The organism is Rhizobium sp. CNPSo 3670 (assembly GCF_057784555.1).
The window spans coordinates 84,780-98,913 of record NZ_JBXSOL010000006.1 but is presented as its reverse complement, the minus strand read 5'-3'; the positions used below and the strand labels follow the sequence as shown (position 1 = coordinate 98,913).

The following is a 14,134-nucleotide window of genomic DNA, read 5'->3' as shown; positions in this document are numbered from 1 at the left end:
TAAAATGAGGCGCTTCAAGCCTTGCGCCAGCCGATGAGGCCGGGCGTTGCATGCCATAGCGCCTGGGCGGCAAAGCCCATGAACAGCACGCCGGACGAGCGCACGATCAGCCGCTCATGCGCGCGATAGAAGCGACGAACCGCCCCCGCCCCGATGATGCCGATCAGAATGACGTCGGCTGTCACGAAACCCAGGAAAGACACAACGAGAAGCACCGGCAGCGCCTCGAAATCGAGCGCGCCGGCCGAGCCCGCGACCAGCGCCGTGAAGGTAGCAAGCGCCACTGGATAACCCTTGGGGTTGGTGACGCCGAAAATCAGGCCACGCCGGAACGGCCGCTCGACCATAACAAGCGCCTGCCCGTCCGGTTTCGGTTTGGCGTTGACTGCGCCCCAACCGATCCAGGCGAGGTAGAAACCGCAGGCGAGCCCGAGCAGATCGAAGACGAAGGTCCCGATCGTCTTCGCCCCGACGATCGCAATCAGCGCCAGCGACGACCAAATGAGATCCCCGACCAGATGCCCCATCATGAACAAGGCGCCCGCCTTACGCCCCTGCCCGGCGCCGATGCCGAGCAGTTGCAGGAAGGCGGGTCCGGGAATGAGCACGTATAAAAGTGCCGCCAGAAAGGCGCCGAAGAGCAGAGACTGCGTCATGGAAATGCTCCGAGGGTGACTGCCGCAGGGTAAGTCATCCCCGGCATCCGTCAAGGGCATGGGCGCGGCTTCCGGCTCGAAGCGGAAATTGCCGAATTGGCGCATTACTGGTGTGCGCTGCCGATTGCCGGTACGGTAAACTTCACGACCTTTCCGCCCAGCGCTTCATGTTCCGGCGTAGCCATTTCGATGAGCACTTTATGCTCGCCTGGCGGCAGGCCCGTCAGGACGATTGCGCCGGCGCCGCCCGCGTCAGCCCACCGCCAAGGCAGATCGTCAATGCTGACATGAAGGTGACCGACCCTCGGCGAGACGTCGCTGGCGCTCGCGCCGAAGATTGGCAGGATGCGGAAATTCTCGGTTCGGTAGGGAATGATTGCCACCGCCCGGCTCGCGAGCGGTCCCGCAAGGGGCTGATCCACGACGAGTTTGGGTGCGGGCTCGTTCTTGATGGGAAGGAACTGCGTCGGCGTTTCCGCGTGGATGGGCGTGCCGGCGGCTAGCAGTAAAGCTGCCGTTGTGAGGGCTCTTGCGACCGTGGTCATGACGACATCCTCTAGTGTTCGCGCCGGTCCTAGCCTACATCTTCTCGGGACGCCGCGATATCGGGTTGGAATGCCTTGATCGGAGACCGATCAAGCAACGTTGAGTTCGACGGCAATATTACCGCGGGTGGCCTTCGAATAAGGGCAGAGCTGGTGAGCGCGCTCGATCAGAGACCTGGCGAGATCCGCCTCGATGCCCGGCAGCTTCGCATTCAGCCGTGCCTGCAGCACATAGCCGCCGTCATTTGAGACTAGGTCAATCTCGGCGTGGATGGCAGCGTCGGCGGGAACACGAATCTGGCGCTCCGCTGCCGCTCTCCCGACCGCGCCGAGGAAGCAGGCGGACCAGCCGGCAGCGAAGAGCTGCTCGGGATTGGTGCCTGCACCCGAGGAACCGGGCGGGGATAATTTGACGTCGAGGCGTTCATCGGAACTGCGCGACGCGCCGTCACGCCCCCCGGTGGTGCTTGTTTTGCCTGTGTAGATGACAGTCGACATTCGGATACTCCTTGTTGGATTTCAGCCGGGAAGAGAGCCGCGGCTGGCACGCGCCGCCCAGGATCAATGGGGCTTTAGGTTGCGATGACGGGAAGATGAGTTTCGCAAGACCGGTCCGGTAGCGAGCAGAAGCGAGAGTGAGCCTCTCGTTTTCTCGCGCTACCGCCGGTGCCCGCGTTGCGCGATCTTTAGGGCAGCAACCGAAATCGCGACCGCTGAAGCGGTCCGCTTTCACATCCGTCCGGGAGACCGACATGAACACGCATTTCAAACGCAAGATCGTCTTCGCTCTGTCGATGGGCGTCGTGACGACAGGGCTGATCTCTTTCACGCTGCTCGCGTTCAATCTGGGCTTCTCAAAGGGGTTCATCCTGACATGGCTCCGCTCGTGGGGCATCGCCTATCTCATCGTCATCCCCGCCATCCTGATGATCGGCCCTCGCCTTCAGGCGCAGATCGACCGCGTCATCCGAGACGCGTAGGAGGAACATCAAGATGACATTGGCCACGCTTCGCCGCGGCCGCAGTCAAAGAAGTGGGCGCTTCATTCCGGTGACTGCGCATCGCCATAGCTGCCGCAAGCTGCGCGAAGTCGGGGGAGCGCCCAATCGATGAAGGCGCGCACCTTCAGAGCGAGCAAGCCCTGACGCGAATAGACGATGTGGATCGGCTTGGGCTCGCCGTCATAGTCCTTCAAAATCTGCACGAGCGCGCCCGAGGACACCTCCGCCGGAACTTGGTAGTCGAAGAGGCGGGCGATCCCGACCCCATTCGACGCGGCGGCAACGCAATTGGGCGCCGTGTTCACTTCGATCCGGCTCCGCGGCATGACCTCGACGGGCTTCCCCTCGATCTCGAAGCTCCAAAAGAACGACCGCTTGTGGAACATGATCCCATCATGATTGGCGAGCTCGGTGGGATGTTGAGGAACGCCATGCCGTTCCAGATAGGCCGGGCTTGCGCAAGTCAGGAGACGGAACTCGCCGGCCTTGACGGCATAGAGCGAACTGTCGACCAACTCGCCAAGACGGATGGCGACATCGACCTGCTCGTTGACCAGATGAACGGATCGGTCGAGCGAAAGAACGTTCAGCGTCACCTCCGGATGCTTGTTCATGAAGTCGAGTGCGATCGGCAGAACATAGCGGTGGCCGAACTCGATCGGCATCGAGATGGTCAGCTGCCCCCGCGGCATCTGATATTCGCCCGACGCCCTGCGTTCGACCTCCTCCAGATCGGCGATAATCTTGCGCGCCGCCTCGACATAGTCGCGACCGGCATCGGTGAGCTGAAGATTGCGGCTCGTTCGGATGATGAGGTTGGTGCCGAGATATCGCTCCAGATCGGCGACCTTGCGGCTGACACTCGGCAGCGGCGCGTTCAGCTTCCGGCTGCCCGCCGACAAGCTGCCGGCGTCCACCACCGCAAGCAGAACCCGCATTGCATCAAGCCGATCCATAACGCCCCGATGATTAGAGCCGCGATGGTGGAGGATATGAAAAATCGGTTCTGCTGAATAGGCGGTGCAGCTGTCCGATTGAACCTATAGCACGATTGCCGCTCGGGGCGCGGGACACACCCGAGAAACGATGAGCATTGAGAAGGTGGCTCTCATTTTCACCGAGTACCGGCAAAGGCTCGCGGCAAGTAGACTTCGGCTATTCGATCAAAGCGTTCGGCGTCACGAGGCAAAGGCTCGGGGCTTAACGTCAAAGGGTGAAGATTATGGACAGCTCGTTCTATGTCGGCGTGTCGGCCGCTCTCTTTGCGGCCTTTGCCTTTTCGCTCAACTTTATCGTGCCCTTCGTCATCGGTGACTATTCCACGTTCGATTTCGCTCTCATCCGCCATTTCGTCTCGGCCCTCGTTGGCCTGTTCATCCTGTTCTCGGAGAAGCACGCCGCACGCCATCTTACGCTCCGGAACTGTTCACAGGCCCTTTGGCTCGCCTTCGTCGGATATGTCGGCTACTTCCTCACGGTAACGGGAGCAGCCGTCTATGCCGGCCCCGTCATCGCGCCGGCCTTCCTCGGTCTGGTGCCGATCGTCTTGATGGTCATTGGCAATCGGCGTCAGGTATCCCTGCCATGGCGGTCGCTTATGGCGCCTCTGGCGCTGGTGCTGATCGGCCTTGTTCTGGTCAATGGGACTGCATTCACGGCTGAAGGACTGAATTCGGTCGAGTCCTTGTGGGTCGGCGTGCCGCTGGCGCTGGCTGCCGTGGGACTTTGGGTCTGGTTCGCTCTCGCCAATCAGGCTGCACTCGCCGCCCGACCGGAAATGCCCTCCGGTGTGTGGTCGGCGCTGATACTGGTGGGCGGCGGCGTCTTGATGCTCGCCTTCTATCCACTCGGTGCCGCGATGGACCTTTTCAAGCTCCCGGCATTGGGATTCGGCTGGAGTGCCGCCGGCAGCTTGTATGTTTGGGGTGCGTCTCTAGCGCTTCTGGCAACCGTAGGCGGTGTCTGGGCCTGGAACATTGCGTCACGCAGCTTGCCCGTCGCCTTGGCCGCGCAATTGATCGTGTCGGAAACAGCCTTCGGCGTCATCGGAGGACTTGTTGTCCATGCCCGCTGGCCGACCTTGAACGAAGTCGCTGGGGTGGCGGTCCTGGTCGCCGGTGTCGTTCTGTCGGTGCGAATCTTCTACGATCGCCAATTTGCCCCGGGAAAGACATTGCTTGCTCTGGAGTGACCTCTGCGGTCGTCTCGAACGCTCCCAGGAGACACGAAAGAGCCCGCGCGGCAAAGCCGGCGGGCTCATCTCTGTTAAAAAGCGAATCGTGATTACTTCGCGAGGTTACGCTTGCCGAGCGTGCGCAGGCGCAGCGCGTTCAGCTTAATGAAGCCGGCTGCATCCTTCTGGTCGTAAGCGCCCTGGTCGTCCTCGAAAGTGACGAGCTTATCGGAATAGAGCGACTTTTCGCTCTCGCGGCCGATGACCATGACATTGCCCTTGTAGAGTTTCAGCGTCACTTCGCCTTCGACATGCTCCTGGCTCTTGTCGATCAGCGCCTGCAGCATCTCGCGTTCCGGCGAGAACCAGAAGCCGTAATAGATCAGCTCGGCGTAGCGCGGCATGATCTCGTCCTTGAGATGGGCGGCGCCGCGGTCGAGCGTGATCGATTCGATGGCGCGATGCGCCGAGAGCAGGATCGTGCCGCCGGGCGTTTCATAGACGCCGCGGGACTTCATGCCGACGAAACGGTTCTCGACGAGATCGAGACGGCCGATGCCGTTGTCGCGGCCATAGGTGTTGAGCGTGGCCAGCAGCGTCGCCGGCGACATCTCGACACCATTGATCGAGACGGCATCGCCCTTGCGGAAGCCGACCTTGATTGTCGTCGCCTTGTCGGGAGCGGCCTCCGGCGAGATCGTGCGCATGTGCACATATTCCGGGGCTTCCTGTGCCGGATCTTCCAGAACCTTGCCTTCGGAGGAGGAATGCAGCAGGTTGGCGTCGACGGAGAAGGGAGCCTCGCCCTTCTTGTCCTTGGCGACCGGGATCTGGTGCTGTTCGGCAAAGGCCAGCAGCTCCGTGCGGCTCTTGAACGCCCAATCGCGCCACGGCGCAATGATCTTGATGTCAGGATTCAGGGCATAGGCGGAGAGCTCGAAACGAACCTGGTCGTTGCCCTTGCCGGTCGCGCCGTGGGCGATCGCATCCGCGCCGGTCTTGCGGGCGATATCGATCAGATGCTTTGAGATCAGCGGACGGGCGATCGAGGTGCCGAGCAGGTAGACGCCCTCGTAGACGGCATTGGCGCGGAACATCGGAAAGACGAAGTCGCGCACGAATTCCTCGCGGACGTCCTCGATATAGATCTCCTTGATGCCGAGCATTTCGGCCTTCTTGCGCGCCGGCTCCAGCTCCTCGCCCTGGCCGAGATCGGCGGTGAAGGTGACGACTTCGGCGCCGAGTTCCGTCTGCAGCCACTTCAGGATGATCGAGGTGTCGAGGCCGCCGGAATAGGCGAGCACGACTTTCTTCACGTCTTTGTATGATGCCATGATGATGAGGTCCGTTGCATAAAGGCCGGCGAAAACCCGGTGTCGCGGCACTTTTAGCGAGATTGGCGCGTGACGCAAGGGCAAGTGCGATGGCTGAGGCGCCGATAGCGTTTGACAGTGCGCAAGCGGCACCCATATTCGGCTGCGTGCGAACAATGCTCGAGGAGGGGCTGTCCCCGTGACGAATATTCAAGATATTTTCAAGAAGTCCAATGTTGCCGTCATCACCGGCGGCGCTTCCGGCATCGGACTTGCGGCGGCGAAGTATTTTGCCGGACGCGGCATGAGCATCGTCATCGCCGATCTCGGCGGCGATCGGCTGGCCAACGCCGCCGAGGAGCTCAAGGCCATTGCCGGCGAAGAGGATGTGATGGCAGTTGAGACCGACGTCGCCAGCCGGGAATCCCTGGAGGCGCTGGAACGCGCCGTACTCCAGCGTTTCGGCCGCGTGCACGTGCTGATGAACAATGCCGGCATCGGCCCGGAAACCTCGATCTTCAGTTCGCAGTCAAATTGGGACCATATCTTCGCCGTCAACCTGATGGGCGTGGTCAACGGCACGCGCGTCTTCGGGCCGAAGATGCTGTCCCACGGCGAGCCCGGCCTGATCATCAATACCGGCTCCAAGCAGGGCATCACCACGCCGCCGGGCAACCCCGCCTACAACATCTCCAAGGCTGGCGTGAAAGTCTTTACCGAGGCGCTCGAACACGAACTGCGCAACACCGCGGGTTCAAAGATCTCGGCGCATCTGCTGATCCCCGGCTTCGTCTTCACCGGCCTCACCAAGGGCGACCGGGCGGAAAAGCCAGCCGGCGCCTGGACACCGGAACAGACGGTCGATTTCATGGTCGAAAGCCTGGAACGCGGCGATTTCTATATCCTCTGCCCCGACAACGACGTGACCCGCGCGGTCGATGAACGCCGCATGGCCTGGGCCGCCGGCGATATCATCGAGAACCGCCCGCCGCTGTCGCGCTGGCACAAGGATTACGCCGACAAATTCAAGGCCTTCCTCGAAGAGAAGTAATCGGTGCCACTGCATTTCACCCGGAAGCGTGCAGCGGTCCCGGGATAACGACATGCACAAAACAAACAGCGAATGCGCGCCACATGAATCAAGTTTAGTGCGACGCGCATGAGAAGGTTTGATTGGTAATTTTCTGAAGGCTGGATAAGTAGTCACCTTGACTGTCCAGCTTTCCGAGCGTGCCATGGATTTCCTGCCGAACCTGCCGACCCTTCTCGCCTTTGCCGCCGCGACGCTGCTGCTCGCGGCGACCCCAGGTCCCGATATGACGCTGTCGATCAGCCGTTCACTCGCCCAGGGCAAGAAGGCGGCCCTTTTCGTCGTCGTCGGCACCAGCCTCGGCATCGTCGTCCACACCATGCTGGTCGCCTTCGGCATTTCGGCGCTGATCACCGCTTCGCCGACCGCTTTCCTGATCCTGAAGACCGGCGGCGCCGGCTATCTGCTCTGGCTCGCAGTGCAGGCGATCCGCTTTGGCTCGAAGCTGACGGTCGCCAAGGTCGAGACGCAGAAGGGCACCGCGCTTGCCAACGTCTCATCCGGCTTCTGGGTCAATCTCCTGAACCCCAAAGTCATCATCTTCTTCATGACCTTCCTGCCGCAATTCGTCAGCGCCGGCGATCCCGCCGTCACGCAGAAGCTGCTGTTTCTCGGCTTTTGTTTCATCCTGATCGGCATGCCCGTCAATGCCGCTGTCGTCTTTGCCGCCGACTGGCTGGCGTCCTGGCTGCAGAACAACAAGAAGGTTCTGCGCGGCATGGATTACACCTTCGCCGGCGTCTTCTCGATCTTCGCCGCCAAAATCCTGCTCACCCAGGCTCGATAGGTCGCGGTCGGCTTTGCCGATCCGCACGCTGACAGCTCAGCCGATCAGCACGCTGTTGGTTCAGCCAATCAGCAAAGCATCGTTATCGAGCGTCTGGCCGCGCATCTTGCGGAACATGGCGATCAGATCTTCGACCTGCAGGTCCTTCCTGCTGTCGCCCGCCACGTCGAGAACGATCTCGCCACCATGGAGCATGATCGTGCGGTGGCCGTAATCAAGCGCCTGGCGCATGGAGTGCGTGACCATCATCGTCGTCAGCTTGCGCTCGGCAACGATCTTCTGCGTGAGGTTCATCACGAACTCGGCCATGCCGGGATCGAGGGCCGCCGTATGTTCGTCGAGCAGCAGCACTTCGGAGCCGGCAAGTGTCGCCATGACGAGCGACACCGCCTGCCGCTGCCCGCCCGAGAGCAGATCCATGCGATCCTTCAGCCGGTTCTCCAGCCCCAGATTGAGCTCGGCGATCCGCTCCTTGAAATAGTCCCGACGTTTGCCGCCAAGCGCCGGCACAAGCCCGCGCTTTTCGCCGCGCCGGGCAGCCAGAGCAAGATTCTCTTCGATCGACAACGAGCCGCAGCTGCCCGTCAGCGGGTCCTGGAAGACGCGTGCCACCAGGCCGGCGCGCGCCGCCGTCGATTTGCGCGTCACATCGCTCTTTCCGATCAGCACCTGTCCTTCGCTCGGGATGACATCGCCGGCGAGCACGCCGAGCAGCGTCGATTTGCCGGCACCGTTGGAGCCGATGACGGTGACGAAGGAGCCTTGCTCGATGGTCAGGCTGACGCCATTCAGCGCCTGCTTCTGCAGCGGCGTGCCGCGTCCGAAAACGACCTTGATGTCTTTGACGCTGATCACGACACGGCACCTCGGCGAAGACGGGGAAGAATAAGCGCGAAGGTCACGAGCACCGCCGTCACGAAATTGAGGTCGGAGGCCTGCAGGCCGATGACGTCGCTCGACAGCGCCAGCTGGATCGCGATGCGATAGAGGATCGAGCCGAGCACGCAACCGACAAGCGCGATCAGCAGGCCGCGGCGTCCGAACAGCGTCTCGCCGATGATGACCGCCGCGAGCCCGACGACGATCGTGCCGACGCCCGAAGTGACGTCGGCAAAGCCGTTGGTCTGGGCAAACAAGGCGCCGCCGAACGCCACCAGCGCGTTCGAAATCGCCATGCCGAGATAGATTTGCCGGCTGGTGTCTACGCCCTGGGCGCGGGCCATGCGCGCATTGGCGCCGGTCGCGCGCATCGCAAGCCCGGCATCGCTTTCGAGGAAGCGCCAGACAAGGATCAGCGCGACGATCACCAGAACGCCGACAAAGAGCGGCCGCACGTAGAAATCGCGCAGGCCATGACCGAAGAAGGAGCTGATCATCGTATCGGCATTGATGAGAGCGACGTTAGGTTTTCCCATCACCCGCAGATTGACGGAGAAGAGCGCGATCATCGTCAGGATCGAGGCGAGCAGGTTGAGGATCTTGAAGCGCACGTTGAGCAGCGCCGTCACCATGCCGGCCGCCGCGCCCGCCGCCATCGCAATCAGCGCCGCGAGCCAGGCATTGACGCCGGCAATAATCAGCACCGCGGTCACCGCCGCGCCGAGCGGAAAGGAACCATCCACCGTCAGGTCCGGGAAATCGAGGACGCGGAAGGCGAGATAGACGCCGAGGGCGACGAAGGAATAGACCAGGCCGAGCTCGACGGCCCCCCAGAATGCGATTTGGCTCAAGGCTTTCAGCCCCTTTTGTTTCCGTTCCGCCCGTCGCGAAACCGCAGCCTTTTAATACTTCAGCCGCCCCCACGCAAACGGGAGCGGCTGAATGTGAATGGGTCGATGCAGCGATGAGCGGTTATTCGATGACCTTGTTGGCGCGCGAAAGCACGCTCTCGGGCAGGGTGACGCCCATCTTCTGGGCCGCCGCCTTGTTGACGACCAGATCGCTGCCGGCGGCAGTCTTGACTGCGATATCGCCGGGGTTTTCGCCCTTCAGCACCCGCACGACGATTTCGCCCGTCTGCTTGCCGACATCGTAATAGTTGAAGCCGAGGGCGGCGATCGAACCGCGCGAAACCGAATCCGTATCGGCAGTGAAGAGCGGCAGCTTGCTTTCTTCGGCAACCGCAACGGCGCCTTCGAGCGCGGAGATGATCGTATTGTCCGTCGGAACGTAGATGGCGTCGGCGCGGCCGACGAGGGCGCGCGCCGCACCCTGAACCTCGGCAGACTTGGTGGCAGCCGATTCCACGACCGTCAGGCCGGCCTTTTCGGCCTCGGCCTTCAAGACGGCGAGCAGCGAAACCGAGTTCGCCTCACCTGAGTTGTAGAGGTAGCCAATGGTTTTGACCTTCGGCACGATTTCCTTGATCAGCGCCAGGTGCTCGGCGACCGGCGACATGTCGGAAAGGCCGGTCACATTGCCACCGGGCTTGTTCATGTTCTTGACGAGCTGGGCGCCGAGTGGATCGGAGACGGCAGTGAAGACGACCGGAATGTCACGCGTCGAGGAAACGACCGCCTGGGCCGAGGGCGTGGAGATCGGCACGATGACATTGGGCTCGTCGCCGGCGAACTGGCGGGCGATCTGGGCAGCGGTGGCCGGATTGCCCTGCGCCGATTCGAACAAGAATTTCAGGTTCTCGCCTTCCTTATAGCCGGCGGCCGTCAGCACGTCGAGAACGCCCTTGCGCGCGGCATCCAGCGCCGGGTGCTCGACGATCGCGGTGACGGCGACGGTCACGTTGTCGGCCTTTGCGGGCAGGGAAAGGGACAAAGTGGCGGCAAGAGCGAGCAGAATCGGGCGCATGGGTGTCCTCCTGAATGATTTTGGCGGCACTATTAGGAAAAGCGCATGCTTAAATCAATGCAGGAGAATTGTAGCGACGATCAAACTTGCTGATCAGTCGTCGGCGCCGTGATTGGCGATCATCATCGCCTCGAAGGCCAGGCGCTCGGTCTTGCGCATGCGTTCGGATTCCGATTTCAGTTGGCCGCAGGCGGCAAGAATGTCGCGGCCGCGCGGCGTGCGGATCGGCGAAGCGTAACCCGCCGAATTGATGAAATCGGCGAATTTCTCGATCTGCTCCCAATCCGAACACTGATAATTGGTACCGGGCCAGGGATTGAACGGAATGAGGTTGATCTTCGCCGGCACGCCCTTCAGAAGCTTGATCAAACCCTTCGCGTCTTCGAGGCTGTCGTTGACATCCTTCAGCATCACATATTCGAAGGTGATGCGCCGCGCATTGGAAAGGCCCGGATAGGCCTTGCAGGCGTCGATCAGCTCCTTCAGCGGATATTTCTTGTTGATCGGCACGAGGATGTCGCGCAGGTCATCGCGCACCGCATGCAGCGAGATCGCGAGCATGACGCCGATCTCCTCGCCGGTGCGGAAGATCTCCGGCACGACGCCGGAGGTGGAAAGCGTCACGCGGCGCTTGGACAGCGACAGGCCGTCGCCATCCGTGGCGATCAGCAGCGCCTGCTTGACGCTGTCGAAATTATAGAGCGGCTCGCCCATCCCCATCATCACGATATTGCTGACCTTGCGGCCCTCGGCAGGCATGATCGTGCCCTGCGGCGCTTCACGATCCGGGAAGTCGCCGAGCCGGTCGCGAGCGAGCAGCAACTGCGACAGAATTTCCTCCGCCGTCAGGTTGCGCACCAGGCGCTGTGTCCCGGTATGACAGAAGGAACAGGTCAGCGTGCAGCCGACCTGGCTTGAGATGCAGAGCGTGCCGCGGCCCTCTTCCGGAATGTAGACGGCCTCGATCTCGACCGGGCGTCCTGCGCCTCGCGCGGGAAAACGCAGCAGCCATTTGCGCGTGCCGTCGTTCGAGACCTGCTCCTCGACGATTTCCGGACGCGCGATGGTGAAATGCGTCTTCAGCATTTCACGCATATCCTTGGCGACATTGGTCATATGGTCGAAATCAGAGACGCCGCGCACATAGATCCAGTTCCAAAGCTGCGAGACGCGCATCTTGATCTGCTTTTCGGGTACTCCCTTTTCCCGGAGCGCTGCCGCCATTTCCTCGCGGGAGAGCCCGATTAACGACGGCTTCTCGGCGCCGGAAGGCGGGCGCGCGGTCTGAGGTTTGTTGACGACGATCGCATCCATGACGGACATAGGCTTCTGACCCCGAATTCAAACACGTAACCGTTCCGCAAGCCGCTGACTTCACGGTGTGATCCGGAAGACTTGCGGGCGCATGACGGCACATTGGCAGAAATTGATCGCAGACGGCGACTGATATCGCGAACTGTCCGCTGTTTACGCGGCCTTTAGCATCATTTTGGCTGCGCGTCACTATAGATGGAAATAACAAAGGCCGGCGCAAGGCCGGCCTTTTGAACTCTCTCAGCAAAAGCCGCTTACTTGCAGCTTTCGATCTGCTTGAGCGCTGCCGAGATGCCCGAGAGCGAATAGCTGTAGGACGTGCCGGTGCCTTTGCGTGAAACCGCATTCACGGTCATCGAATGGCCGGTCTTCATCGCCGCGACGAGGGCCGGCTCCTGGGCAGCATTCTCGACCCAGCCGGCCTTGTCCTTGGTGAACATGACGAAGGTCTTGTTGTCGATGACGACGTTGATCTTCGAATTTTCCTTCACCGTATAGCCCATCATCGCCTGCGGCTCATAGGAGATGTTCTGGCCCGGACGCTGCGAAACGATGAAGAAATTGTCGCCGTGGTCGACGCTTGCCGGCTGCTTTGCCGTCGGGACCGACAGGACGTAACACACGGTGCTGTTGCCCGACTTGTAGGAATAAGCCCCCCAGGCCTGGAACTGCTGAATGCGGGTCGGCGCGGCGGCGGTCGCGGCCTGCTGCGCTGCCGCCACTCCGGCCATTGTCATGGTGAGGGCGAGGGCGGATACGATACTTCTTACAAACATGGATTCCTGCCGGTTCTTGCGATTCAAGGCCCGAAGCGATCATAGCGGGCGCCGCATAATCACGATCTGCTTTATTTTGACTTAATTCAGGTTACCAAATGGTCAACAATAGCTGCGATTTGTATGTGCCTGTGTCATTTCAGCTCGACTGCCACTTTTGCCCCTTGCCGAAATCGGCTGCGATGCCGGTGCGCCGATGGGCACGGCTGGCCGTTCGGCTGAACTTAAGACACAAAGATTCAGGCAAGAGTTTGACCTTTCAAAAATCCGCTGTACCTCATTAACACTTTGGAAATCCGGGACGAAATTTTTGCCCTAGGGGGCCGGTGAGACGAGATGGGTCCTCGGAATGACAGCGTTTCGCTGCCCTCGCAAAGGCCGTGGCAGACGATCGCGACCAGCAGGCCTTTCCATCTTGTTCGACTATTTCGGCCCGCGCCTGAAGACGTGGCTGACGCGCCAGAAGATGACCTCAGGCGACGCCGGAGAGCTGGTCCAGGAGATCATGGTCGTGCTCTGGCACAAGTCCTGTCCCTACGATGCCACGCGATCTTCTCTGTCGACCTGGCTTTTTCGCATCGCCCGCAACCGCCGCATCGATCTGCGGCGCCGCACCAGCACCCGCACTTTCGACCAAACCGACCCGACCCTGCTGCCATCGGCCGAGACCGGCGCCGATGAAATCATCGCCAATGGCGATCGCGACGCCAAGCTACGCGCCGCTGTCGAACAACTGCCGGAGGAACAGCGCGACGTGATGCGTGCAGCTTTCTTCGTTGGCGAATCGCATTCGGGCTGCCGCTCGGCACGCTGAAAACACGTATTCGGCTTGCATTTGGAAAGCTTCGCAAGATGCTGGAGCGGGAACTCGGCTGAACCGAGCCGCGGTCTTCAAATCGTTTTCATCGTTTCGGCGGGCCTGTCGGCAAGGACCCTGTCCGCCGCGTCGTAATGGCTCGGCCGGATATGACCGCGCACCATGGCGAAGGCGGCGGAAAGCACGGCGATGTCGTCAGAAAAGCCGATGACGGCAAAAATATCCGGAATCATGTCGACCGGCATGACGAAATAGGCCAGCGCTGCCAGCAGCACGCCGCGCACCTTGGTCGGCGTCTGCGGATCGAGCGCACAGTAGAAACCAGCAACGACGTCGCGCGAGAAGGGAATCTGCCGGACAGCCCGGCGGAAGGTCGGCCAGAACTTTTGCCGTACGGTTTCCTCCCGCCGGTTCTGGGTGTCCTCGTCGCCCGGCAGCAGGATTTCCCCGAATTTGACCTCGTCCATCCCTGAATCCTTTCGTCCATGCGAACATATGGTGATGGCGCTTCGGCTTTCAATCAGCGCTCGTTTTCAAACGGCACCGCGTGCTGCCACCTTGTCCATCGCCCTGGCGAGCTTGAAATCCAGTTCCGTCAGCCCGCCGGCATCATGCGTGTTCAGCGTCACATCCACCCTGGAATAGACGTTGAACCATTCGGGATGGTGGTTGAGTTTCTCGGCCGTAATCGCCGCCTGCGTCATAAAACCGAAGGCCTCGATGAAATTTGAAAACTTGAACGTTTTCGAGATCGAAGAGGCCGCATCGTTGAGCGCCCAGCCTGAAAGCTCGGCCATTCGTGCCTCGGCCGCGCCCCGTTCCAGTCTTTCCTGTTTCATGCCATGGTCCTCTCATCT

General features: G+C 61.2%; 16 protein-coding genes and 1 pseudogene. 5 read left to right on the top strand and 12 right to left on the bottom strand.

What is annotated here, in order from left to right; genetic code table 11:
• Positions 1 to 14 precede the first annotated feature (14 nt).
• From AC13QO_RS07990 to AC13QO_RS07980, 3 genes are all read right to left on the bottom strand, one after another.
• Positions 15 to 656, bottom strand: a complete 642-nt coding sequence (locus AC13QO_RS07990; protein ID WP_488540386.1) for a LysE family translocator — start codon at positions 654 to 656, stop codon at positions 15 to 17.
• 104 nt (positions 657 to 760) lie between these two features.
• Complete coding sequence (locus AC13QO_RS07985; RefSeq protein ID WP_488540385.1) at positions 761 to 1,201, bottom strand: DUF6130 family protein; 441 nt, start codon at positions 1,199 to 1,201, stop codon at positions 761 to 763.
• A gap of 90 nt (positions 1,202 to 1,291) precedes the next feature.
• Positions 1,292 to 1,699, bottom strand: a complete 408-nt coding sequence (locus tag AC13QO_RS07980) for an organic hydroperoxide resistance protein (protein ID WP_488540384.1) — start codon at positions 1,697 to 1,699, stop codon at positions 1,292 to 1,294.
• 254 nt (positions 1,700 to 1,953) lie between these two features.
• On the opposite strand from AC13QO_RS07980, the gene AC13QO_RS07975 reads away from it, so the two are divergent.
• Complete coding sequence (locus AC13QO_RS07975; protein WP_488540383.1) at positions 1,954 to 2,181, top strand: DUF2798 domain-containing protein; 228 nt, start codon at positions 1,954 to 1,956, stop codon at positions 2,179 to 2,181.
• A 62-nt stretch (positions 2,182 to 2,243) separates the two neighbouring features.
• Here AC13QO_RS07975 and AC13QO_RS07970 read toward each other — a convergent pair whose 3' ends face one another.
• The gene (locus tag AC13QO_RS07970) at positions 2,244 to 3,158 is read right to left on the bottom strand and encodes a LysR family transcriptional regulator (protein ID WP_488540382.1); all 915 of its coding nucleotides are present in this window, start codon (positions 3,156 to 3,158) and stop codon (positions 2,244 to 2,246) included.
• 266 nt (positions 3,159 to 3,424) lie between these two features.
• On the opposite strand from AC13QO_RS07970, the gene AC13QO_RS07965 reads away from it, so the two are divergent.
• Positions 3,425 to 4,393 carry an EamA/RhaT family transporter gene (locus tag AC13QO_RS07965; protein ID WP_488540381.1) on the top strand — a complete coding sequence of 323 codons (969 nt, stop codon included), beginning with the start codon at positions 3,425 to 3,427 and terminating at the stop codon, positions 4,391 to 4,393.
• 92 nt (positions 4,394 to 4,485) lie between these two features.
• Here AC13QO_RS07965 and AC13QO_RS07960 read toward each other — a convergent pair whose 3' ends face one another.
• Positions 4,486 to 5,709: an argininosuccinate synthase gene (locus AC13QO_RS07960; RefSeq protein WP_138396359.1), complete on the bottom strand. Its 1,224-nt coding sequence runs from the start codon at positions 5,707 to 5,709 to the stop codon at positions 4,486 to 4,488.
• A 178-nt stretch (positions 5,710 to 5,887) separates the two neighbouring features.
• Here AC13QO_RS07960 and AC13QO_RS07955 point away from each other — a divergent pair, with 178 nt between their 5' ends.
• Both AC13QO_RS07955 and AC13QO_RS07950 read left to right on the top strand, forming a co-directional pair.
• Complete coding sequence (locus tag AC13QO_RS07955; protein WP_488540380.1) at positions 5,888 to 6,739, top strand: SDR family NAD(P)-dependent oxidoreductase; 852 nt, start codon at positions 5,888 to 5,890, stop codon at positions 6,737 to 6,739.
• Between the two features lie 184 nt (positions 6,740 to 6,923).
• The gene (locus AC13QO_RS07950; RefSeq protein WP_085779730.1) at positions 6,924 to 7,565 is read left to right on the top strand and encodes a LysE family translocator; all 642 of its coding nucleotides are present in this window, start codon (positions 6,924 to 6,926) and stop codon (positions 7,563 to 7,565) included.
• 60 nt (positions 7,566 to 7,625) lie between these two features.
• Here the strand turns inward: AC13QO_RS07950 and AC13QO_RS07945 are convergent, their stop codons facing one another.
• From AC13QO_RS07945 to AC13QO_RS07925, 5 genes are all read right to left on the bottom strand, one after another.
• A complete protein-coding gene (locus AC13QO_RS07945) occupies positions 7,626 to 8,420 on the bottom strand; it encodes an ABC transporter ATP-binding protein (RefSeq protein ID WP_488540379.1) in 795 nt (264 codons plus the stop codon).
• A complete protein-coding gene (locus tag AC13QO_RS07940; RefSeq protein ID WP_221113730.1) occupies positions 8,417 to 9,295 on the bottom strand; it encodes an ABC transporter permease in 879 nt (292 codons plus the stop codon). The genes AC13QO_RS07945 and AC13QO_RS07940 overlap by 4 nt, the downstream gene beginning before the upstream one ends.
• 121 nt (positions 9,296 to 9,416) lie before the next feature.
• Positions 9,417 to 10,370, bottom strand: coding sequence for an ABC transporter substrate-binding protein (locus tag AC13QO_RS07935; RefSeq protein ID WP_285195371.1), 954 nt, complete (start codon positions 10,368 to 10,370; stop codon positions 9,417 to 9,419).
• A 93-nt stretch (positions 10,371 to 10,463) separates the two neighbouring features.
• Positions 10,464 to 11,693: a dual-specificity RNA methyltransferase RlmN gene (gene rlmN / locus AC13QO_RS07930; RefSeq protein ID WP_488540378.1), complete on the bottom strand. Its 1,230-nt coding sequence runs from the start codon at positions 11,691 to 11,693 to the stop codon at positions 10,464 to 10,466.
• Positions 11,694 to 11,938: 245 nt separating this feature from the next.
• Positions 11,939 to 12,460: an invasion associated locus B family protein gene (locus tag AC13QO_RS07925; RefSeq protein WP_085779735.1), complete on the bottom strand. Its 522-nt coding sequence runs from the start codon at positions 12,458 to 12,460 to the stop codon at positions 11,939 to 11,941.
• A 380-nt stretch (positions 12,461 to 12,840) separates the two neighbouring features.
• On the opposite strand from AC13QO_RS07925, the pseudogene AC13QO_RS07920 reads away from it, so the two are divergent.
• Positions 12,841 to 13,336, top strand: a pseudogene (locus AC13QO_RS07920) (sigma-70 family RNA polymerase sigma factor).
• Between the two features lie 15 nt (positions 13,337 to 13,351).
• On the opposite strand, the gene AC13QO_RS07915 reads toward AC13QO_RS07920, so the two are convergent.
• A complete protein-coding gene (locus tag AC13QO_RS07915; protein WP_085780227.1) occupies positions 13,352 to 13,744 on the bottom strand; it encodes a YkvA family protein in 393 nt (130 codons plus the stop codon).
• A 66-nt stretch (positions 13,745 to 13,810) separates the two neighbouring features.
• Positions 13,811 to 14,116, bottom strand: a complete 306-nt coding sequence (locus tag AC13QO_RS07910) for a 4a-hydroxytetrahydrobiopterin dehydratase (protein ID WP_285195372.1) — start codon at positions 14,114 to 14,116, stop codon at positions 13,811 to 13,813.
• Between the last annotated feature and the right edge of the window lie 18 nt (positions 14,117 to 14,134).

Excerpts from the sequence above, each read along its gene's own strand:
- AC13QO_RS07990 (WP_488540386.1), bottom strand. The coding sequence starts at position 656 with ATGACGCAGTCTCTGCTCTTCGGCGCCTTTCTGGCGGCACTTTTATAC.
- AC13QO_RS07985 (WP_488540385.1), bottom strand. The coding sequence starts at position 1,201 with ATGACCACGGTCGCAAGAGCCCTCACAACGGCAGCTTTACTGCTAGCC.
- AC13QO_RS07980 (WP_488540384.1), bottom strand. The coding sequence starts at position 1,699 with ATGTCGACTGTCATCTACACAGGCAAAACAAGCACCACCGGGGGGCGT.
- AC13QO_RS07975 (WP_488540383.1), top strand. The coding sequence starts at position 1,954 with ATGAACACGCATTTCAAACGCAAGATCGTCTTCGCTCTGTCGATGGGC.
- AC13QO_RS07970 (WP_488540382.1), bottom strand. The coding sequence starts at position 3,158 with ATGGATCGGCTTGATGCAATGCGGGTTCTGCTTGCGGTGGTGGACGCC.
- AC13QO_RS07965 (WP_488540381.1), top strand. The coding sequence starts at position 3,425 with ATGGACAGCTCGTTCTATGTCGGCGTGTCGGCCGCTCTCTTTGCGGCC.
- AC13QO_RS07960 (WP_138396359.1), bottom strand. The coding sequence starts at position 5,709 with ATGGCATCATACAAAGACGTGAAGAAAGTCGTGCTCGCCTATTCCGGC.
- AC13QO_RS07950 (WP_085779730.1), top strand. The coding sequence starts at position 6,924 with ATGGATTTCCTGCCGAACCTGCCGACCCTTCTCGCCTTTGCCGCCGCG.
- AC13QO_RS07935 (WP_285195371.1), bottom strand. The coding sequence starts at position 10,370 with ATGCGCCCGATTCTGCTCGCTCTTGCCGCCACTTTGTCCCTTTCCCTG.
- rlmN (WP_488540378.1), bottom strand. The coding sequence starts at position 11,693 with ATGTCCGTCATGGATGCGATCGTCGTCAACAAACCTCAGACCGCGCGC.
- AC13QO_RS07925 (WP_085779735.1), bottom strand. The coding sequence starts at position 12,460 with ATGTTTGTAAGAAGTATCGTATCCGCCCTCGCCCTCACCATGACAATG.
- AC13QO_RS07915 (WP_085780227.1), bottom strand. The coding sequence starts at position 13,744 with ATGGACGAGGTCAAATTCGGGGAAATCCTGCTGCCGGGCGACGAGGAC.
- AC13QO_RS07910 (WP_285195372.1), bottom strand. The coding sequence starts at position 14,116 with ATGAAACAGGAAAGACTGGAACGGGGCGCGGCCGAGGCACGAATGGCC.